This window comes from Bacillus sp. ISO11 (assembly GCF_003458115.1).
Lineage (GTDB): Bacteria > Bacillota > Bacilli > Bacillales > Bacillaceae_G > Bacillus_A > Bacillus_A cereus.
Window position 1 is genome coordinate 248,183 of the sequence record NZ_QXCO01000002.1, and the last position, 20,287, is coordinate 268,469.

The following is a 20,287-nucleotide window of genomic DNA, read 5'->3' on the forward strand; positions in this document are numbered from 1 at the left end:
GAAATTATATATGCAGGAGGGAAAATCTATGGCTCGTAAAGTATTAGTAATGGGTGAAGTTCGTGATGGATCGCTACGTAACGTTTCTTTTGAAGCGGTAGCAGCAGCAAAAACAATTGCAGAAGGCGGTGAAGTAGTAGGTCTTCTAATTGGAGACAGCGTTGCCTCTTTTGCAAATGAATTGATTCATTACGGTGCAGATCGCGTTGTGACAGTTGAAAATGATAAATTAAAATCATATACATCTGATGGTTATGCACAAGCGTTTTTAGCTGTACATGCTGAAGAAAATCCAGAAGGTATTGTCTTTGGACATACAGCACTTGGCAAAGATTTATCACCAAAATTAGCAGCGAAGCTTGAAGCTGGTTTAATTTCTGACGTAACTGCTTTAGAGGTTGAAGGTGGAAATGTTATCTTCACTCGTCCAATTTACTCTGGTAAAGCATTCGAGAAGAAGATTGTAACAGACGGCATGTTATTTGCGACAGTGCGTCCAAATAACATTGCAACTCTGGAAAAAGATGAGTCTCGCAGCGGTGACGTATCTTCTATTACAGTTGATGTGAAAGATTTACGTACAATCATTCAAGATGTTGTCCGTAAAACGGCAGAAGGTGTGGATCTTTCTGAAGCGAAAGTTATTATCGCTGGTGGACGCGGTGTGAAGAGTGAAGAAGGCTTTAAACCATTAAAAGAGTTAGCTGACGTACTAGGCGGCGCTGTTGGGGCATCTCGTGGTGCTTGTGACGCTGAATACTGTGATTACTCATTACAAATTGGTCAAACTGGTAAAGTTGTTACCCCAGACTTATACATTGCATGTGGTATTTCTGGTGCGATTCAGCATTTAGCAGGTATGTCTAACTCAAAAATAATCGTTGCGATTAATAAAGATCCAGAAGCAAGTATCTTTAAAGTAGCTGACTACGGTATTGTCGGTGACTTATTCGAAGTTGTACCTCTTTTAACAGAAGAGTTTAAAAAGTTAAAAGTACATTCATGATTTTAGTACCCTTGAGTTCCAAGTGAAGTACCCCTATATATAGAAAAAGGTGAGAGATCCCCTGTCTCTCATCTTTTTAGTATTTAATCCGTATTTTTATATAGTATAAAGGAACATTTTTTTGTTACAATACATAACGATACATATTATTCGCCACGTATATAAGTTAATGATATACTCTTGGTAGAATATACTTGAAGGAGGAAATAAAATGGCAATTGTAAACGCAAATGACCAAAGCTTCGCAGCAGAAACTAGCGAAGGTGTTGTATTATTAGATTTCTGGGCACCTTGGTGTGGACCTTGTAAAATGATCGCTCCTGTATTAGAGGAAATTGATGCAGAACTAGGCGAAAAAGTAAAAGTAGTAAAAGTAGACGTTGATGAAAACCAAGAAACTGCTCGTCAATTCGAAGTAATGAGCATTCCAGCTCTTTTCGTATTAAAAGACGGTAAAGTAGTTGATCAAGCGTTAGGTTACAAACCGAAAGAAGCGTTAGTAGAATTAGTTTCTAAACACTTCTAAAATAAAAAAGCTACCATTTGGTAGCTTTTTTTATTTTCTTTTTTACAGTCTTTCCGTTACAATAAAAGAACGTATGTTGGGTGTTTGGGCATAGTATGTTTTCAAGGGAAAATAAAAATGCTAAGTATGTAGAAATGGAGGGAGACGAGTGCACGAACATTTGAAAGAGAAGTTGGCTATTTTACCAGATCAACCTGGTTGTTATTTGATGAAAGATAAGCAAGGAACGGTTATATATGTCGGAAAGGCAAAAGTGCTTAAAAATCGTGTGCGCTCGTACTTTACTGGTTCACATGATGGGAAAACACTGCGGCTTGTAGGAGAAATTGTTGATTTTGAATATATTGTAACCTCTTCGAATTTAGAAGCACTTATTTTAGAGTTAAATCTAATTAAAAAATATGATCCGAAATATAATATTCAATTAAAAGATGATAAAACATATCCTTTTATTAAAATTACGGCGGAGAAGCAACCGCGCTTACTCATTACTCGAAACGTAAAAAAGGATAAAGGGAAATATTTTGGTCCTTATCCAAATGCACAATCTGCTCATGAAACGAAAAAACTGCTAGATCGTATGTATCCACTTCGGAAATGCACGAATATGCCAGATAAAGTTTGTTTGTATTATCATATGGGTCAATGTTTAGCACCTTGTGTGAAAGAAGTGACGGAAGAACAAAATAAAGAAATTGTAGATGAAATTATTAAGTTTTTAAATGGTGGACATAAAGAAGTTCGTTCAGAACTAGAAATAAAAATGTATGAGGCTTCAGAGAAACTAGAGTTTGAACGTGCAAAAGAGTTGCGTGATCAAATTGCTCATATTGATGCGATTATGGAAAAACAAAAGATGATTATGAGTGACTTAGTGGATCGTGATGTGTTTGGATATGCAGTGGATAAAGGATGGATGTGTGTTCAAGTTTTCTTCGTTCGAAAAGGAAAGCTAATTGAACGTGATGTTTCTATGTTTCCAATTTACGATGAACCAGAAGAGGGTTTTTTAACGTTTATCGGCCAATTTTATGAAAACAGTAGTCATTTTAAGCCGAAGGAAATTGTCGTTCCAGGAAGTATAGACTCGGAATTAGTAGAGCGCTTTTTAGAAGTGGAAGCGACGCAGCCGAAACGTGGTAAGAAAAAAGACCTTGTAGAATTGGCAAATAAAAATGCGAAGATTGCTCTTGAAGAGAAGTTTTACTTAATTGAACGTGATGAAGAACGAACGATTAAAGCGGTAGATCATTTAGGGAAGCAGCTTGGGATTGAAACGCCATATCGTATTGAAGCGTTTGATAACTCAAATATTCAAGGAACAAATCCCGTTTCTGCAATGATTGCTTTTATCGATGGGAAACCGGCGAAGAAAGAGTATCGAAAATATAAAATTAAAACGGTTCAAGGACCAGATGATTATGAGTCTATGAGAGAAGTTGTGAGGCGCCGTTATACAAGGGCGCTTAAAGAAAATTCACCTTTACCTGATTTGATTATTATTGATGGAGGAAAAGGCCATCTAGCGGCTGCAAGTGATATTTTAGAGAATGAGCTCGGATTATATATTCCGATGGCAGGTCTTGTAAAAGATGATAAACATAAAACCTCCCATTTAATTATTGGGGATCCACCGGAACCTGTGATGCTTGAGAGAAATAGCCAAGAATTTTATTTATTGCAGCGTATTCAAGATGAGGTGCATCGATTTGCGATTACATTCCATCGTCAATTACATGGGAAATCTGTCATTCAATCAGCATTGGATGATATTCCAGGAATCGGTGATAAACGGAAAAAGGTATTGTTAAAACATTTTGGTTCATTAAAGAAGATGAAAGAAGCTTCTATAGAGGAATTTGTCGAAGCGGGTATGCCGAAAAATGTCGCGGAGACGATTTATACGTATTTAACAGATAAGAAGACGTTGTAGTTTACAACGTCTTCTGTTTTTTGGTATAATTTCTGAAGATTTAAAATAAATGAATCTGAATGAAAATACAAAAAAGTCAACTAAACTGATATGTCTAGTTGACTGTAGGTAATGCTTACACTTCAATGAGATCTTTTATATCCCATTTTACAAGAAATGTAATAGAGTCAGAACGTTTTTTCTTTTCTTCGTATGACTCTGCAACGACGTTCCGTTGCTTTTGGATTTGTTCAGCGATGAATCCGGCTTCTAGTTGATAAGAAGAATGTCGTTTTTGTTTTTGACGTTCTGCGATGAGTGTGCCTTTAAGTTGGAACTGCATTTCACGACGCTTATGTTCAACAATGCTTAAAGTGCCCCAGCCAGCCTTTTCAAAGAACTGAATGACTTCTTCAATTGTTTCTAGCGGATATTTTCTTGCAAGGTTTCTACCAGACCAGTATAAAATACCATCTAAATCGTTGCCGATTAAATCAGGTAGTAATTCTTCACGTAGCAATTCATAAGCGAAGGCGTTCAATGAAACATCTTCTAAAGATGTTGTATCGATTGTATTTTTACTCACAATATTCCCCTCTTTCTATAGGGATTATTATATAACATTTCACATTTATAAAAACAGATTTTTCTTTAGGAAAATCTGAATATATAAGAAGAAAAAAAGAATTGGCAAATTATATGCAAATTATGTATACGTTTTCTTGACGCTTCGACAAAAATAGGAGTAAAATGAACTTGGTATCAAATTATGCTGAAATATTTCGAATAATTTTTTCAGTTTTTCTTATGCCAATAGTGAAAAAACATTATTGTCATAAACTAATCTGAAAACAGCAGTCAAACATTCAAGGGGGGTAATGGGGACATGAAAGGCCGCGAGTATACGTTTCGTAAGTGGCACTCATTAATGGGGGTCATCCCGGTTGGTGTCTTTTTGACGCAACATTTAATTGTAAACAACTTTGCAACACGAGGAGCAGAGGCTTTTAACAAAGCTGCAGGCTTTATGGAGCTCCTTCCATTCCGGTATGCGCTAGAAATTTTCATCATCTTTTTACCGATACTGTACCATGCTATATATGGCTTATATATTGCATTTACAGCTAAGAACAATGCGGTTTCTTACGGTTATTTCCGTAACTGGATGTTCGTTTTCCAAAGAATTTCAGGTATCGTTACGCTGATCTTCATTTCTTGGCACGTCTGGGAAACTCGTATTCAAGCAATGTTAGGTAAAGAGGTAAACTATGATATGATGGCAGATATTTTAAACAATCCAGCTATGTTTGCATTCTACTTAGTTGGTGTTGTTTCAACAATTTTCCACTTTGCAAATGGACTATGGACATTCTGCATCAGCTGGGGAATTACAGTATCTCCACGTTCACAAAGAATCTCTACTTATGTAACATTAGCTATTTTCTTAGGTTTATCTTATGTAGGTGTGAGTGCATTATTAGCGTTCATCGATCCACAGCTAGCAAACCAGTAAGGAGTGGGAGAGCATGAAAGGGAAACTTATAGTAGTCGGCGGTGGCTTGGCTGGCTTAATGGCAACGATTAAAGCGGCAGAAGCAGGAGTAAATGTTGAACTGTTTTCTTTAGTACCAGTAAAACGTTCACATTCTGTATGTGCTCAGGGCGGAATTAACGGTGCCGTAAATACAAAAGGTGAAGGGGATTCTCCATGGATCCACTTTGACGATACAATTTATGGTGGGGACTTCTTAGCGAACCAACCACCAGTTAAAGCAATGTGTGAAGCAGCACCTGGTATCATTCATTTAATGGACCGTATGGGTGTTATGTTCAACCGTACGGAAGAAGGACTTCTTGATTTCCGTCGATTTGGTGGAACGCAACATCACCGTACAGCATTTGCTGGTGCAACAACTGGACAGCAATTACTTTACGCATTAGATGAGCAAGTACGTCGTCACGAAGTAGCAGGACTTGTAACGAAATATGAAGGTTGGGATTTCTTACGAGCTGTTGTTGATGATGAAGGTGTGTGCCGAGGAATCGTTGCACAAGACTTACAAACTATGGAGATTAGAAGTTTCGGAGCAGATGCCGTGATTATGGCAACAGGGGGCCCTGGTATCATTTTCGGAAAATCAACAAACTCCATTATCAATACAGGTACAGCAGCTTCTGCTGTATATCAACAAGGCGCATATTATGCAAACGGTGAGTTCATTCAAATTCACCCAACGGCAATTCCTGGAGACGATAAATTACGTCTTATGAGTGAATCTGCACGTGGTGAAGGTGGACGTGTTTGGACATATAAAGATGGTAAACCATGGTACTTCTTAGAAGAAAAATATCCGGCTTACGGAAACCTTGTACCTCGTGACATCGCAACGCGTGAAATCTTTGATGTTTGCGTAGAGCAAAAACTAGGTATTAACGGTGAAAACATGGTGTACTTAGATCTTTCTCATAAAGATCCAAAAGAACTAGATATTAAACTAGGTGGAATTATTGAAATCTATGAGAAATTTACAGGGGATGATCCTCGTAAACTACCGATGAAAATCTTCCCAGCTGTTCACTATTCAATGGGCGGACTATGGGTTGATTATAAACAGATGACAAATATTCCAGGTTTATTTGCAGCAGGTGAGTGTGATTATTCTATGCACGGTGGTAACCGTCTTGGTGCAAACTCACTATTATCAGCAATTTATGGTGGTATGGTAGCAGGACCAAACGCAATTGAATATATGAAAGGTCTTTCTAAATCATCTGATGCTGTTTCATCTACTGTATATGAGCAAAATGAATTAATCGAAACAGAGAAATTTAACAATATTTTAACGATGGATGGTAACGAAAATGCGTATGTTCTTCATAAAGAGCTTGGAGAATGGATGACAGATAACGTTACAGTAGTTCGTGAAAATAAAAAATTATTAGAAACAGATGCGAAAATTGAAGAATTAATGGCTCGTTACAAACGTATTAACATTAACGATACAGCAAGATGGAGTAACCAAGGTGCTTCATTTACACGCCAACTTGCAAATATGTTTGAGTTAGCACGTGTTATTACAATTGGCGCATATAACCGTAATGAGAGCCGTGGGGCGCATTACAAACCTGAATTCCCAAATCGTGATGATGCAAACTTCTTAAAAACTACGATGGCAAAATTTGAGGGAGAAGGAAATGCACCAGCATTCCATTACGAGGACGTTGATATTTCGTTAATTAAACCACGTAAACGTGATTATTCTTCAAAACACGATGTAGCTGCTAAGGGTGAAGAGAAGGGGGATAAACAACATGTCTGAGAAAACAATCCGCCTCATCATTACGAGACAAGACGGGCCAGATGCGCAAGCGTTTGACCAAGAGTTTGAAATTCCATATCGTCCGAATATGAATATTATCTCAGCACTTATGGAAATCCGTCGTAATCCTGTTGATTCAAAAGGGAACCAAACAACTCCGATTGCATGGGATATGAACTGCTTAGAGGAAGTATGTGGTGCATGTTCGATGGTGATTAACGGAAAACCACGTCAATCATGTACGGCACTTATCGATCAATTAGAGCAACCAATTCGCTTAAAACCGATGAAGACATTCCCGGTTGTACGTGACTTGCAAGTTGATCGTAGTCGCATGTTTAATGCTCTAAAACGCGTTAAAGCGTGGATTCCAATTGATGGTACGTATGACCTAGGTCCAGGACCAAGAATGCCTGAGAAAAAGCGTCAATGGGCTTATGAGCTTTCAAAATGCATGACATGTGGTGTTTGCTTAGAATCATGTCCAAACGTAAACAGTAAGTCTGACTTTATTGGACCAGCACCGTTATCACAAGCTCGCTTATTCAACTCACATCCAACGGGTGAAATGCATAAAGCAGATCGCTTACGTGCAATTATGGGAGATGGAGGACTAGCAAACTGTGGTAACTCTCAAAACTGTGTGCAATCATGTCCGAAGGGTATTCCTTTAACAACTTCAATTGCGGCATTAAACCGTGATACAACAATTCAATCGTTCAAAGATTTCTTTGGTAGCGATAATAACTATTAATAAATATTGCCTCTTCATATCGAAGAGGCAATATTTATAACTTTATTTTTCTGTTTATTCTGTTTATTTAAAGGTGAAAAGGGGAGATAACAATGAAGAGGATTTCTTATATTGAAGACTTTGAGCAATGGGAAAGTGGTTTTTCGTTTTACAACCCTGTAAAGGTTCGTTTTGGTGAAGTAGATATGTTTGGACATGTAAATAATGTCGTTGCTTTTACTTATTTTGAAGAAGCTCGTATTGCGTTGTTTAAAGAACTTGGATTTATGCAAGAGTGGACACATGCATCATCAGAAACGATGATCGTTGTTGCGGATTTACAATGTAATTTTATTAAGCAAATATATTTTGATGAACAGCTGAAGGTGTATGTAAAGGCAGGATCGGTCGGGAATTCTTCTTTAGATTTACATTATATGGTGAAGAATGCAGCAGGAGAGGTTTGTTTAGTAGGTCGTGGAATGATGGTTCAAGCGTCGAAAAAAACAGGAAGAGGCGAACCATGGCCTGAAGAATGGAAGAAGAAATTACTACAATAATAGAGTGAAAGAAAAATAAGAGAGCAATTTGCTCTCTTATTTTTTGTCTTCCATCGCTTCTTCTAATGTTAAGTGATGTTTATATAGGTATGTAGCGTATGGATTACCAACGTAGCGTAAGTGCCATGGTTCATATGCATATTCTGTTGTATCTGTTTTATCTTCTAAGTAACGAATGACAAAGCCGAATTCATGAGCGTGTTCTGCGACCCATTTTCCTTCTGCAGTCTCCCCGAAGATAGGCTCTAATTGAAATTTAGCTGATTTTGAACTAATATCCATTGCTAAACCCGTTTGGTGTTCACTTGTACCAGGAATTGCGCTTACCGAATTAGCTTCGGCTTTTCCTTGGCGTCTAACGTATGTATCATGCAACGATTTTTGGCGTTTGTATGAACGATAACCAGATACAGCTGTAAGATCAAGCCCTTCTTTTTTCGCAGCTTTAAACATGTTTTCAAGTGCCTCTGCAGCATCTTTTCGCAGCAATGTTTTTTCTTTATCTTTTGGACTAATAAATGGTACATTTGGTCTCGTTAAGTCTTCAGGAATGTATCCATCTGGTAGTTTTCGATGTTTATTAATTAAGACAAGATTAGATTTGGGATTTGTTACCACTGAAAAGTCATTGTCTATTTTCTTTGCATTATGATCAGCTTTTGGAAAAGCAGGAATCTCTTCTTTTTTATGGTTATTATGCTTTTGACTTTCGACAGCTTTTGCTTCATTATGTAGTGGTGTTTTAGAACCAAAGTAAGCGAAAGATGTGATCCCGATTACAATAGTAGTGGCAGAAATAATTATTATCTTTTTCATGATGCCTTGTAATCACAGTCCCTTCTTAATAAAATGTGTAATGTTTTTTTTATTATAAATCTAGTTTGTTGGAAAAGGAATATAAGAGTCATAACGTAATAGAAATGCAAAGAAAATGTCAGAAAATGTGTGAATTTGTAGTATTTTTTTATATAATTCATTTCTTATCTTTCATGAAATGCATTTTTTATGTAATATATATACATAAGAAGATGTAGCGATTATCGAGAATAGAGAACTTCTTGTATAGACTGGGAGTGAATGGGAATGGATTTTGCAACAATTATTGGACTTATTTTAGGATTTGTAGCAGTGATAGTAGGGATGGTCGTCAAGGGCGCTGACATAACAGCCTTATTAAATCCTGCCGCAGCATTAATTATTTTTATCGGTACATTTGCTGCAGTATGTATTGCATTTCCGATGAATCAACTAAAAAGGGTTCCAAAACTATTTAAAGTTCTTTTTGGTTCAAATAAAAAGGATTTAAGTTATGAACAGTTGCTAGAATTATTTGTTCATTGGACATCTGAAAGTAGAAAATACGGTATTTTGTCTTTAGAGCAACAATTAGACAAAATTCAAGATGAATTTCTTTTGCGCGGTATGAAATTTGTGATTGATGGCGTATCCGCAGAAGATTTGGAGCAGATTTTGGAATCTGAATTAGAGGCAATTGAAGAAAGACATGCAAAGGGAGCTGCTATTTTTTCACAAGCTGGTACGTATGCACCGACATTAGGAGTTTTAGGTGCTGTTATCGGTCTTGTAGCTGCGCTTGGTAACTTAACTGATATTGAAAAGTTAGGTCATGCTATTTCGGGTGCGTTTATTGCAACGATTTTTGGTATTTTTTCAGGTTATGTATTATGGCATCCATTTGCAAATAAGTTAAAGCAAAAATCTTCAGCTGAAATTGAGAAAAAACGTTTAATCATTGATTGTTTATTAATGTTACAAGAAGGTACATATCCGTTTATTATGAAGAACCGCATTTTAGGTGCACTTTCTGCAACTGAGCGTAAAAAGCTAGAAAAAGGAGCAGAAAAAAATGCGGAGTAAGAAAAATAGAAGAGGCAAAAAGAAAAAACATGATGAGCATATCGATGAAACATGGTTAATCCCATATTCTGATATGTTAACGTTGTTATTTGCATTGTTTATCGTTTTATTCGCAATGAGTAGTATAGATGCTGCGAAGTTTAAACAGATGGCAGTTGCTTTTCGAAGTGAATTAGCTGGGGGAACAGGTAACAAAGAATTTTTAAGTGATCAAAAGCCAAATGATGAAAAAGAATTATCAGCAAGTAGCCTTGAGGCAGAACAAACAAAAAAACAAGAAGAAGCTAGAGCTAAAGAAAAAAAAGAGATGGATGAATTGAAAGCATTACAAAAAAAGATTGATCAATATATTAATGAAAAACAATTATCCTCTTCTTTTCAAACTAAATTAACTGAAAAGGGATTAATGGTGACAATATTAGAAAATATACTGTTTGATTCGGGGAAAGCAGATGTGAAATTAGAATCTTTAGGGATTGCAAAAGAGATGTCTAGCTTACTTGTTTCAGCGTCACCTCGTGAAATTACAGTATCGGGTCATACGGATAATGTCCCTATTGCCAATGCGCAGTTTGCGTCGAATTGGGAATTAAGTACGCAGCGGGCAGTTAATTTTATGCAAGTATTACTGCAAAATAAAGAATTACAACCAGAAAAATTTAGTGCGATTGGATACGGAGAATACCGTTCAATTGCTCCAAACGATACACAAGAAGGAAAGGCAAAGAATAGACGTGTGGAAGTATTTATCTTGCCTTTAACAGAGAAAGTAAAATAAAAGAGGATGGCGAATGCCATCCTCTTTTATTTTACTTCAAATGATTTTAAGTTGTCGCGACGGATTTTATCTTTTTCTGCATCTGATTTTTTGAAATCATAATCATATAAAGCGCCTTCCCAATCGCCATACATTGGATTCGGGAAAATAATGAATTTCTCACCAAATTGTGCTTTTGAATCTGCTACTGTTTGGTTACGATCTTTTACAGATTTTCCATCAAAACCTGTGAAATCAGATAAGTTATCACCGAAGAATAAGACAATATCATGAGTTTGAGAAACGAGTTCACGGCGTTTTTCTTTTCCTTTTTCTTTCGGATCTTGTAGTAATATATGTTCTTTCGTTGCTTGAGGAGCACCTACACGCTCAAGATTTTTAATTGTCGCATCTAGTTGATTCGTTTTACGATTTGAGATGTAGTAAATATCTACACCTTTAGACTCTGTATATTTTAAGAAATCAATTGCGCCTGGAAGGGCTTCAGCCTCAGCTTTGTTAATCCAATCATCCCATTTGTAAGGATAGCCTTTGCCTGTTTTTACGCTCATTGCTTGATGAGGACTGTTATCTAAAACAGTTTCGTCTAAATCAAGCACGATAGCAGGTTTTTTCTCTGTCCCTTTTGCAAGAATTGCATCAAGCTTTAATTGACCAATGTTGTACCCTTGGTAGTAAAGTGCTTTCGTTTCACCGGCTGTTTGATACCATAAATCAGCCATTAATTGTTGTTCTGTTAATTTTACTTTCTCTTCTTTTGCCACTGTTTTCTCTGGTGTTCCTGAACATGCTACAAGTGATGTAGATAGAACCGCTACAGATAATAAAGTGGTAATGCCCCTCTTCATCTTCATATGTATCCTCCTTGATGTTAGAAAATCATTTTATATTATATATTAAAATATAATATTTTTATATGAACATTTGCATATTGTCTTTTGTATATATAGTAGTATGTCCTATATTAGAAAGATGAGCAAAATAATAATAGCTGTTTTGACAATTTTTATTGTCGTAATGACAATTATAATTGACAAAAAGAACTTTGTTATTTACAATTTTAACTAAATAGAACAAATGATGGATTAATGACGATGTTTACATATAAGAGGATGAAGCGTGGTGCTATATTTTGTCTTGAATAAACATAGTCTTTGAAAGAGAGTACGAATGATACTAAAGGGGAGGCTTTATACTTGAGTTTACAAATTCAAAACTTAAAGAAACAATTTGGGGAATCAAAAGCAGTTAACGGTTTGCAAATTTTGTTACCAAAAGGTGAAGTACTAGGGTTACTTGGACGAAATGGTGCAGGGAAAACAACAACAATCAAAATGCTTCTCGGATTATTAACGCCTAATGAAGGTTCGATTACATGGGATGGAAAAGCATTTGGAAATAGTGGTGTAACAATTGGGTATTTACCAGAAGAAAGAGGTTTATATACAAAAAGTAGAGTAATAGATCAGCTGCGATATTTTGGTAGATTAGAAGGAATGTCGAAGAAAGAAGTAGATCATGCTATTGATCACTGGTTAGAGCGTTTAGCGATACCAGAATATAAATTTAAAACGGCTGGAGAGCTTTCAAAAGGGAATCAGCAAAAAATCCAATTAATTGCTGCTCTTCTTCATAATCCGGAACTTCTCATTTTAGATGAACCATTCAGCGGTCTTGATCCAGTTAATGCTGGGATGTTAGCTAGTATTATTGAAGAACAAGTACAGAGCGGAAAGACGATTATTTTATCAAGTCATCGTATGGAACAAGTAGAGGCTTTTTGCCAACATGTATGTATTTTGAAAAAAGGTGAAGCAGTCGTAAAAGGACAGCTAAGTGATATTAAGAAAGAATACGGTTTCCGTAATTTAACGATTGAAGATACAGTAGAGAATGAAAAGGGATTAGAAGCTATACATGTATCGTATGAAAAACAACAAGGCCTTCTTTATGTGAAAGTACAAGACGATGCGGAAGCTCTCAAGATTTTGCAACAGTTGCAAGAGCAAGGTGTTAGCTTACGACAATTCAAAATGTTAGAGCCGACGTTAAACGAAATCTTTGTAGAGAGGGCGAAATAACGATGCGTAAATTTTCTCACGTATTTTCATTTTATTTTAGGGAAGCATTTTTATCTAAAAAATCATTAATTACGAGTGCGATTTTATTTTTAGTTGTGTTTGGGATTTTTGCATTTAATCATTTTACTTCAGGCGATGATAAAAATAAGGATAAAGATAAAATTGCAGTTGTAGTAGAGAGTTCCACATATAAAGTACAAAAAGATGAGCTAAATAAGCTATTGCCATCAGCAAAAATAACAATTGGTTCAAAGGATGATTTTGATAAACTGCATAAGCAAGTAGAAGAAGGCGATTTAGATGGTCTATTCCATGTGACGGAAAAGGATGGGGCTCCATCGATTACATATATGTATAATGGATTTCCAAGCCAAGCAACTTCTGCAATTATGGCAGGATATTTAAAGCAACAATATACGATGGTGACGATTGCCAAAAATAATGTTTCACCAGAAATTGCACAGCAATTACAAACAGAAATTCAAGTAAAGCAAGAAGCGATAAAAGATCGTACATCTTCTTTCGGAATTGCCTATTTCTTTACATTTGCTTTATATATGTTTATTGTAGCGTTCGGAAATACAATCGCAATGAATATTGCATCTGAAAAGGCGTCACGTGTAATGGAAGTAATGCTTCCGAAAGTGAAGCCTCTTACGATGATGTATGCGAAAATTTTAGCGGTTGTTTCAACGGCGTTATTGCAACTTGTCATATTGGCGTGTGGTTATCTTATTCCATATTTGTTAGGTTGGGTCGATTTAGAAAGTGCCTCACTATTGGGTATTCCAATTGACTTCACGAAATTAGATGCAAAGGTTATCAGCATGTTTCTTGTTTATTTCATTACGGGATATTTACTTTATGCGATGATGTATGCTGCTGCTGGAGCTGTCGTGTCTAAGACGGAGGATTTACAAGCTGTATCTTTCCCGGTAATGATTTTAATTATGGCTGCATTCTTTATTAGTATTAAATCATTAAGTGATCCGAATAGTACTATCGTCGTTGTAAGTTCTTACGTTCCATTTTTTACACCGATGGTTACCTTCTCACGTATTGTAGCTGGTGAAGCAGGTATGCTAGAAATTACGATAACATTAGCAGTCTTATTGGCGACAATTGCGGTATTAAATGCTGTTACAAGCCGCATTTACGTAAACGGCGTAATGAATTACTCAGATAAAGTGAAATTTAAAGATTTAGCGAAATTTATAAAGCGTCAATAATGAGAGAAAAGCATGATTTCCTATTGAAATCATGCTTTTTCTTTATGTATAAATTAAAAATAGTATATAATGATAAGAGTCGTCTTTTAATAGAATGAATAAAAAGGAGGGTGTGCAGATGGGGATTAGTAGTCGTTTTACAGTAGGTGTTCATATGCTGACATTACTTGCGATAGATCGAAACTCTCGCTGTACCTCTGAATGGATTGCCGGTAGTGTGAATACAAATCCAGTTGTGATTCGTCGCATTACAGGAATGTTGAAGAGAGCAGGACTTGTTGATGTACAAGCTGGTAAAGGTGGTACGACACTTGCTCGAGATTTAGAAGAAATTACATTACTTGATGTATATAAAGCAGTGGAAGTTGTAGAAGAAGGACAGCTATTTTCCTTCCATGAAAATCCCAACATTGAATGTCCAGTAGGAGCTAATATTCAATCAGTATTAGAAATTATTTTAATGCAAGCGCAAGAAGCGATGGAAAACGTACTTGCAAATGTAACGGTAGATCAATTAGTTACAAATTTAAAGTCTAAAATGAAAGAATAAAAAAAGCGAGCTTCCTCATAATGAGGGCTCGCCTTTTTTTATTCAGAAATATTGAAAATTCTATTTTTCAGTATTTAAAATGAATTTACCTACGATAGCTGCGAAGATACCACCAAGAATTGGTGCTACGATGAATACCCATAGTTGAGAAAGTGCTTCTCCACCAACAAATAAAGCTGGTGCGATACTACGAGCTGGGTTAACAGATGTTCCAGTTAACGGAATTCCTAATAAGTGAATTAAAACTAATGTGAAACCAATTACTAGTCCAGCTAAAGAAGAACTTCCTTTTTTACCTGTTACAGCAACGATAACTAAAATAAATACGAAAGTTAAAATGAACTCAACTAAAAATGCTCCAGATAAACCAAGAGTTCCGAAACCATTTTGTCCTAAATTATCTAAAGGTGTTTTAGCAGATTTTAAAATTGTTACTAACGTTGCAGTTCCTAAGAAACCACCTAAAATTTGAGCTAATACATAATAACAAAGTTCCATAGCGTTCATTCGTTTGTTGATGAACATAGCTACTGATACTGCTGGGTTAATGTGACATCCAGAAATTGTTCCGATGCTATATGCCATAGCTACAATAGATAGACCGAAAGCCATAGCGATTCCTAATGTTCCAATTCCTTCAATTCCGCCGCCAGTGACAGCTACTCCAGTTCCGAATAATACAAGTACAAATGTACCAATAAATTCAGCGATTGCTTTTTTTAACATAATTTACCTCCTATTAATGCGCATGAAACGTATTATAGCATAAGTTTTAGTATAAGCAGCCAATGAAATACTATTCTGATAAGGCGAAATAGGGGGACAATAAAAAAGAGTATGGTTCATCTCTATAGAACCATACCCTTTTTTTATGCCGATTTTTTCTGTTTAACGACTGGAACAGAACGGTTTAAAATACTATTTGCAACCATTCCTAACATTATAATAATCATTCCGATGAGAGAAAGCCCTCCAGGGAGTGAACCATTTAAGAAAATGATTTCTCCAAGTACGGTAAAGACCATCGTTCCAGCTTGTGTTGCTTCAACAGCTCCAAGTAGAGCGAGGTTATCTTTTGCTAAGTCAGTAGCAAAGAAAAATGTCATCGTTGCAATAACGCCGGAACATAATGCTAACAAAAATCCTTGAAGTATTTGGTTGGATGTTGGAATGCCAGTAGTAGAAAATCCGTATATACCAAGCAAGATTGTTATAGGAAGACTTCCAATTGCCATTCCTAATACACGTTGGAACGTATCAAGGCGTCCACCAACAAGCTCCATCATTTTTCGGTTACCGAACGGATATAAGAAAGCGGCTAATACGACAGGTAAAAAACCTGAAATGAACTGAGTCATTGTAATATGGCCTGCGGCAGTTGCTTGCATACAAATTACACCAAGTAAAATAAATAATGCAACATATAAGCTACGAAGTGGAATTTTTCCACGTACAAGTTTCGTACCTGATTTTGTTTCTATTTTCACGAAAAATAGTGGTGATAGTAGTAAACCAGCTAAAATCGTAACTTGCCAAGTTCCAGCAACGAGCCAAGCTGGAGAAAAGACAGCTGCGAAACTTAATAAAGAATAAAAACCAATACCGGCAACAGAACCCCATCCGATCCATGCCAATGGATGTTTTTTTAACTCTTCCCATAATCCCCTAAAGTTTTTGCGAAATAAAACGATAAGGAATAAAATAGGAAGAGCAAATAAAAAACGGAAGGAAGCTGTCCAAGCCCAGCTCGTTCCAGATACATTCATTGCTCTATTAATAATAAAGGTTGCAGAAAAAAAGGCCGATGATAAAAGACCTAATAAAATTGCGCGCATGAAGTATAACACTCCTTTCGAAAATAAATAATTATGTATAGTATGATATACTTTTAATTATTAAAAGTAAACTATTTTATACTTTAAGGTGGTTTTATATATGAAAGAAAATGAAGATATGCAAACGAAAGAAGTCATTCAACAAGTTGGACAGTTATTGAGACAAATTCGAAATGAACAGAAATTAAGTTTAGAAGAATTAGCTCATAAAACAGGAGTTAGTAAATTAACATTAGGAAAGATCGAAAGAGGGGAAACAAATCCGACACTAGCTGTCATTTGGAAAATAACGAAAGGGTTATCAATTCCTTTATCCAGATTAATGGTTGTTGGAGAACCTGTAGCTGTTGCGCGCTGTGGAGAAGGATTTGCAGTAGATGAAGGACAAGCGTGGCATTTAGAAACGATGTTCCGTTATACGAAAGAAACAGGGATGGAAATGCACCGTGCTTGTTTACGATCAAATAGTATATATGAGCCAGAAGCTCATCATGAAGGTGCGATTGAGCTTGTAACGGTAATGAAAGGGAAAGTGTCTATTCAAGTGGAGAATGATGTATACGAATTAAATGAGTTTGATTCCATTCAATTTGAAGCGAATAAGAAGCATATTTATAAAAATGAAGAAGAAGAAGTAGCGGTATTACATTTAACGATGAAATATTCTTCATGAAAAAATCACCTATAGGATTCTATAGGTGATTTGCTCTTCTTAAGTATGTGAAATAATGCCGTTAGTACGAACGTGGCATAAGTAATAAACAAATGAAATAAACTAAAAATCCTGTCCCAAAACATAAAACAGCAATAACCCAAATGATACGAATAAGAGTAGAGCTAATATCAAAATATTCTCCTAAACCACCACATATACCAAATAGCATTTTATCAGTTTCGGATTTACATAACTTTTTTGACATATTCCAATCAACTCCTTTTTATATCAAACTGCATACTTTTATTCTATATGGAAATTTATGAGAAGACTATGGGGTTGTATTACATTTTTTGTGAGAAGTGATCGTATTAATTGTCTTAATTTTCAGTGGATATTAAACTTGTAGTTATGAGGTGATTTTTAATAAAGGGTGGGGAAATAGAGATGACAGTATATTGGTTGACTAACGTAATGCTTGAATCAGGATATACATATGAAGAAGAGAGAATTTCACAAACAGAAACAGAATTATGCAGTTTACTTATTGAAGATGGTCGAATTAAAAAAATTATAAAAGGGATTGTTCAAGAGGAAAATATAGTAACTTTTGATGCTAAGAACTTATTAATGTTGCCAGCTTTCAAAGAGATGCACATTCACATTGATAAAACATATTATAGTGGCCCATGGAAAGCTTGTATGCCAGCAGAAAGTATTTTTACACGTTTTAATGAAGAAGAAAAAATTTTACCAAAGCAATTAGCGACTGCCCAAAATAGAGCGGAAAATATGCTAGAGTTACTACTGCAAAATGGTGCAACGAATATTAGAACGCATTGTAATGTCGATCCGATTATTGGGCTTGGTAATCTGGAGGCGACGTTAGCGGCATTAGAAACATATAAAAATCGAGTGTCTAGTAGAATTGTTGCGTTTCCGCAACATGGATTATTGCGCAGTGATTCTGTGCAACTCGTGAAAGATGCGATGCGTATGGGTGCTCATCTAGTCGGAGGAGTAGATCCAGCTACAGTAGATAATGACATTGAAAAGTCATTACATACAATTATGGATATCGCAGTAGAATTTAATGCGGATGTTGATATTCATTTGCACGATGCGAATAATCTTGGAACGTTTACGATGAAGAGATTGGCAAGTTTAACAGAAGAAGCAGGATGGCAAGGCCGTGTAACGATTAGTCATGCACTTGGACTTGGTGGTGTTACTGATAAAGAGGCTGAAGAAGTGGCAGAAAGACTCGCAAATGTAAATATTGATATTACTTCAACAGTGCCAATTGGTAAACAAGTAATCCCAATTCCGTTATTAGATAAAAAAGGTGTTAAGGTTGCATTAGGCAATGATAGCATTACAGATCATTGGTCACCGTTTGGAACAGGTGATATGCTTCAAAAGGCGAATCGATTAGCAGAGCGTTTTGGGTGGAGTGACGAAAGGTCTTTAGGAAAAGCACTCCGCTTTATTACAGGAGGAAAAGAAACGTTAAATAATGAAGGGAAGCGAGTATGGCCGAATGTAGGGGATGAAGCGAGCTTTGTTTTGACGAATGCGACATGCGCTGCTGAAGCAGTAGCGCGTCAAACAGAAAAACGTTTAGTCGTGTATAAAGGAAATATTGTTGTTGGAAGTTTAAATGAGGTGGAATTAAATAATCTTGTGTAGAAGAATCGTTTAAATATTTTGAGGAGGGTTCTAATGGTGAGTATAGAACTCTTCTTTTTTATTCTTACAATATATTTTTATAGGAAAGCTAGAAGGGATGAAAAAATTGGACAATCAACATAACCAAAATCATATTATGGGAACTTTGCAATGGTTTATATTTTTATTAGCAAATTCAATCGCACTACCAATTGTCGTTGGCGGATTATTTCATCTTACGACGGAAGAAATATTTTATTTAATGCAGCGTACGTTTTTTGTAGTTGGTATATCTTCTTTTTTACAAGGGTGGCTTGGGCATAGACTGCCAATTGCGGATGGGCCGGCTGGATCTTGGGTTGGTGTATTTACCGTACTTGCTTATGCAACGGCCGGACAGGATCAATTACATAGTACACTGCAAATTTTAGAATTAGGAATGATAATCTCCGGTGTTATTTTAATAGGATTAGGAGTAACTGGTTTTATAGGACGTATTTTATTTTTATTTACGCCGCTTGTGACAGGGACGTTTTTACTTTTATTATGTTTACAATTAAGTGGTGTATTTTTAAAAGGAATGTTAGGAATTACAGCTACTATTTCTCAAATCGACGGATTTACAGCAATGATCGCGTTTAGTATATTTCTGTTCGTTATTATACTATCTAATTTTGGAAAAGGCTTTGTCAAAAGTTATGCAGTTTTAATAGGATTAATTAGTGGGTGGATTATTTTTCTCATTGCAGGAAAAGTGACAATCCCATCTCAAGTAACTCATTTTGTGCAACTTCCACATATATTTGCTTGGGGACTTCCAAAATGGAATACAGGTATGGCTGTATCAAGTTTCGTTATGGTATGTATTTTAGTTTCGAATACGGTGGCAGCTATTATAGCAATTAATCAAGCAACTATTCATAAAGCGACTATTGAACAAAAACAGTTGAAAGATGGAACATGGGTTGGGGGGATTTCACATCTCATCTCTTCTGTATTTTCAACTGTAGGTGTCGTTCCGTTACCAGCAACGGCAGGATTTATACGTTTAACAAAACAAAAGTATATACGATCGTTCTTAATGGCATGTGCGTTACTAGTCGTAATGTCTCTTTTTCCAAGTATTATTCGTTACTTAGCATCTTTACCATCAGCTGTTGCATCGGCTGTTTTAATGGCTTCGTTCGTACAGTTAATTGGAATTGGATTTAATAATATAAAACAAGTGCCGATGAGTGAAAGGAATGTAACGATCTTAGGCGTTGCAGTATTATTTGGCAGCGGCGTAATGTTTTTACCGTCTGGAGCACTCCAATCCTTGCCGTCTATTATGCAATATATATTCGGTAATGGTTTATTTGTAGGTACGGTTGTAAGTATATTGCTAGAACAAATATGGCGCGTTGGAAAGTAAGTGGATAAAAAGAGTGTACGCACTGTATAAAAGTCTAAAATAACATAGGAAATAAAGCCCATTTTTATTCACCACCTGCACATTTCGTTCATACAATATCTTGACTAAATAAACACCCAACTTACACATACACAGCTCTGGC

21 protein-coding genes are annotated in these 20,287 nt (G+C 36.1%); 15 read left to right on the forward strand and 6 right to left on the reverse strand.

Translation table 11 applies throughout. The features are described from left to right. Positions 1-28: 28 nt before the first annotated feature. The 3 genes from etfA to uvrC all read left to right on the forward strand — a co-directional run bounded on the left by etfA (position 29) and on the right by uvrC (position 3,465). Positions 29-1,006, forward strand: coding sequence for an electron transfer flavoprotein subunit alpha (gene etfA / locus D1166_RS03225; RefSeq protein ID WP_000101944.1), 978 nt, complete (start codon positions 29-31; stop codon positions 1,004-1,006). A gap of 211 nt (positions 1,007-1,217) precedes the next feature. Then, positions 1,218-1,532: a thioredoxin gene (gene trxA / locus D1166_RS03230; RefSeq protein ID WP_001018943.1), complete on the forward strand. Its 315-nt coding sequence runs from the start codon at positions 1,218-1,220 to the stop codon at positions 1,530-1,532. A 148-nt stretch (positions 1,533-1,680) separates the two neighbouring features. Continuing rightward, on the forward strand, positions 1,681-3,465 hold the full coding sequence (gene uvrC, locus D1166_RS03235; protein ID WP_000544296.1) for an excinuclease ABC subunit C: 1,785 nt from the start codon (positions 1,681-1,683) through the stop codon (positions 3,463-3,465). A 115-nt stretch (positions 3,466-3,580) separates the two neighbouring features. Here uvrC and D1166_RS03240 read toward each other — a convergent pair whose 3' ends face one another. Beyond that, positions 3,581-4,030 (reverse strand): YslB family protein, encoded by a 450-nt coding sequence (locus D1166_RS03240; protein ID WP_000042226.1) that lies wholly within the window; start codon positions 4,028-4,030, stop codon positions 3,581-3,583. 300 nt (positions 4,031-4,330) lie between these two features. On the opposite strand from D1166_RS03240, the gene sdhC reads away from it, so the two are divergent. From sdhC to D1166_RS03260, 4 genes are all read left to right on the forward strand, one after another. After that, positions 4,331-4,957, forward strand: a complete 627-nt coding sequence (gene sdhC, locus D1166_RS03245; RefSeq protein ID WP_000678354.1) for a succinate dehydrogenase cytochrome B558 — start codon at positions 4,331-4,333, stop codon at positions 4,955-4,957. Between the two features lie 13 nt (positions 4,958-4,970). Next, on the forward strand, positions 4,971-6,764 hold the full coding sequence (gene sdhA / locus D1166_RS03250; RefSeq protein WP_000676750.1) for a succinate dehydrogenase flavoprotein subunit: 1,794 nt from the start codon (positions 4,971-4,973) through the stop codon (positions 6,762-6,764). Then, complete coding sequence (gene sdhB, locus D1166_RS03255) at positions 6,757-7,518, forward strand: succinate dehydrogenase iron-sulfur subunit (RefSeq protein ID WP_001291827.1); 762 nt, start codon at positions 6,757-6,759, stop codon at positions 7,516-7,518. Before sdhA ends, sdhB begins: the two co-directional genes overlap by 8 nt. A gap of 92 nt (positions 7,519-7,610) precedes the next feature. After that, a complete protein-coding gene (locus tag D1166_RS03260) occupies positions 7,611-8,057 on the forward strand; it encodes an acyl-CoA thioesterase (RefSeq protein WP_000822734.1) in 447 nt (148 codons plus the stop codon). Between the two features lie 36 nt (positions 8,058-8,093). On the opposite strand, the gene D1166_RS03265 is transcribed toward D1166_RS03260, so the two are convergent. Continuing rightward, positions 8,094-8,873, reverse strand: coding sequence for a M15 family metallopeptidase (locus tag D1166_RS03265; protein WP_000720201.1), 780 nt, complete (start codon positions 8,871-8,873; stop codon positions 8,094-8,096). 267 nt (positions 8,874-9,140) lie between these two features. Between D1166_RS03265 and motA the strand changes: the two genes are divergently transcribed. Further along, positions 9,141-9,935, forward strand: coding sequence for a flagellar motor stator protein MotA (gene motA / locus D1166_RS03270; RefSeq protein WP_000344852.1), 795 nt, complete (start codon positions 9,141-9,143; stop codon positions 9,933-9,935). After that, positions 9,925-10,713, forward strand: coding sequence for a flagellar motor protein MotB (gene motB / locus D1166_RS03275; RefSeq protein WP_001256735.1), 789 nt, complete (start codon positions 9,925-9,927; stop codon positions 10,711-10,713). Before motA ends, motB begins: the two co-directional genes overlap by 11 nt. 26 nt (positions 10,714-10,739) lie before the next feature. On the opposite strand, the gene D1166_RS03280 is transcribed toward motB, so the two are convergent. Then, complete coding sequence (locus D1166_RS03280) at positions 10,740-11,567, reverse strand: 5'-nucleotidase, lipoprotein e(P4) family (RefSeq protein ID WP_000782768.1); 828 nt, start codon at positions 11,565-11,567, stop codon at positions 10,740-10,742. Between the two features lie 342 nt (positions 11,568-11,909). Between D1166_RS03280 and D1166_RS03285 the strand changes: the two genes are divergently transcribed. From D1166_RS03285 to D1166_RS03295, 3 genes are all read left to right on the forward strand, one after another. After that, positions 11,910-12,794 carry an ABC transporter ATP-binding protein gene (locus D1166_RS03285; RefSeq protein WP_097861857.1) on the forward strand — a complete coding sequence of 295 codons (885 nt, stop codon included), beginning with the start codon at positions 11,910-11,912 and terminating at the stop codon, positions 12,792-12,794. Positions 12,795-12,796: 2 nt separating this feature from the next. Further along, the gene (locus tag D1166_RS03290; protein ID WP_001224976.1) at positions 12,797-14,023 is read left to right on the forward strand and encodes an ABC transporter permease; all 1,227 of its coding nucleotides are present in this window, start codon (positions 12,797-12,799) and stop codon (positions 14,021-14,023) included. A gap of 118 nt (positions 14,024-14,141) precedes the next feature. Continuing rightward, positions 14,142-14,573 carry an Rrf2 family transcriptional regulator gene (locus tag D1166_RS03295; RefSeq protein ID WP_000512998.1) on the forward strand — a complete coding sequence of 144 codons (432 nt, stop codon included), beginning with the start codon at positions 14,142-14,144 and terminating at the stop codon, positions 14,571-14,573. Between the two features lie 60 nt (positions 14,574-14,633). On the opposite strand, the gene D1166_RS03300 is transcribed toward D1166_RS03295, so the two are convergent. Beyond that, positions 14,634-15,299 (reverse strand): aquaporin, encoded by a 666-nt coding sequence (locus tag D1166_RS03300; protein WP_097861858.1) that lies wholly within the window; start codon positions 15,297-15,299, stop codon positions 14,634-14,636. Between the two features lie 143 nt (positions 15,300-15,442). Beyond that, positions 15,443-16,408 carry a DMT family transporter gene (locus D1166_RS03305; protein WP_030028417.1) on the reverse strand — a complete coding sequence of 322 codons (966 nt, stop codon included), beginning with the start codon at positions 16,406-16,408 and terminating at the stop codon, positions 15,443-15,445. Positions 16,409-16,508: 100 nt separating this feature from the next. Here D1166_RS03305 and D1166_RS03310 point away from each other — a divergent pair, with 100 nt between their 5' ends. Then, a complete protein-coding gene (locus tag D1166_RS03310; RefSeq protein WP_000661924.1) occupies positions 16,509-17,081 on the forward strand; it encodes a helix-turn-helix domain-containing protein in 573 nt (190 codons plus the stop codon). 61 nt (positions 17,082-17,142) lie between these two features. On the opposite strand, the gene D1166_RS03315 is transcribed toward D1166_RS03310, so the two are convergent. Next, a complete protein-coding gene (locus D1166_RS03315; protein ID WP_000038411.1) occupies positions 17,143-17,328 on the reverse strand; it encodes a PspC domain-containing protein in 186 nt (61 codons plus the stop codon). A gap of 182 nt (positions 17,329-17,510) precedes the next feature. On the opposite strand from D1166_RS03315, the gene D1166_RS03320 reads away from it, so the two are divergent. Next, positions 17,511-18,752 carry an amidohydrolase family protein gene (locus D1166_RS03320; protein ID WP_097861859.1) on the forward strand — a complete coding sequence of 414 codons (1,242 nt, stop codon included), beginning with the start codon at positions 17,511-17,513 and terminating at the stop codon, positions 18,750-18,752. A 97-nt stretch (positions 18,753-18,849) separates the two neighbouring features. Continuing rightward, the gene (locus D1166_RS03325) at positions 18,850-20,145 is read left to right on the forward strand and encodes a purine/pyrimidine permease (RefSeq protein ID WP_002062437.1); all 1,296 of its coding nucleotides are present in this window, start codon (positions 18,850-18,852) and stop codon (positions 20,143-20,145) included. Positions 20,146-20,287 lie beyond the last annotated feature (142 nt).

Bases quoted from the DNA above. Each gene is read 5' to 3' on its own strand.
- etfA (WP_000101944.1), top strand. From the start codon at position 29: ATGGCTCGTAAAGTATTAGTAATGGGTGAAGTTCGTGATGGATCGCTA.
- trxA (WP_001018943.1), top strand. From the start codon at position 1,218: ATGGCAATTGTAAACGCAAATGACCAAAGCTTCGCAGCAGAAACTAGC.
- sdhC (WP_000678354.1), top strand. From the start codon at position 4,331: ATGAAAGGCCGCGAGTATACGTTTCGTAAGTGGCACTCATTAATGGGG.
- sdhA (WP_000676750.1), top strand. From the start codon at position 4,971: ATGAAAGGGAAACTTATAGTAGTCGGCGGTGGCTTGGCTGGCTTAATG.
- sdhB (WP_001291827.1), top strand. From the start codon at position 6,757: ATGTCTGAGAAAACAATCCGCCTCATCATTACGAGACAAGACGGGCCA.
- D1166_RS03260 (WP_000822734.1), top strand. From the start codon at position 7,611: ATGAAGAGGATTTCTTATATTGAAGACTTTGAGCAATGGGAAAGTGGT.
- D1166_RS03265 (WP_000720201.1), bottom strand. From the start codon at position 8,873: ATGAAAAAGATAATAATTATTTCTGCCACTACTATTGTAATCGGGATC.
- motA (WP_000344852.1), top strand. From the start codon at position 9,141: ATGGATTTTGCAACAATTATTGGACTTATTTTAGGATTTGTAGCAGTG.
- motB (WP_001256735.1), top strand. From the start codon at position 9,925: ATGCGGAGTAAGAAAAATAGAAGAGGCAAAAAGAAAAAACATGATGAG.
- D1166_RS03280 (WP_000782768.1), bottom strand. From the start codon at position 11,567: ATGAAGATGAAGAGGGGCATTACCACTTTATTATCTGTAGCGGTTCTA.
- D1166_RS03290 (WP_001224976.1), top strand. From the start codon at position 12,797: ATGCGTAAATTTTCTCACGTATTTTCATTTTATTTTAGGGAAGCATTT.
- D1166_RS03295 (WP_000512998.1), top strand. From the start codon at position 14,142: ATGGGGATTAGTAGTCGTTTTACAGTAGGTGTTCATATGCTGACATTA.
- D1166_RS03300 (WP_097861858.1), bottom strand. From the start codon at position 15,299: ATGTTAAAAAAAGCAATCGCTGAATTTATTGGTACATTTGTACTTGTA.
- D1166_RS03305 (WP_030028417.1), bottom strand. From the start codon at position 16,408: ATGCGCGCAATTTTATTAGGTCTTTTATCATCGGCCTTTTTTTCTGCA.
- D1166_RS03310 (WP_000661924.1), top strand. From the start codon at position 16,509: ATGAAAGAAAATGAAGATATGCAAACGAAAGAAGTCATTCAACAAGTT.
- D1166_RS03315 (WP_000038411.1), bottom strand. From the start codon at position 17,328: ATGTCAAAAAAGTTATGTAAATCCGAAACTGATAAAATGCTATTTGGT.
- D1166_RS03320 (WP_097861859.1), top strand. From the start codon at position 17,511: ATGACAGTATATTGGTTGACTAACGTAATGCTTGAATCAGGATATACA.
- D1166_RS03325 (WP_002062437.1), top strand. From the start codon at position 18,850: ATGAAAAAATTGGACAATCAACATAACCAAAATCATATTATGGGAACT.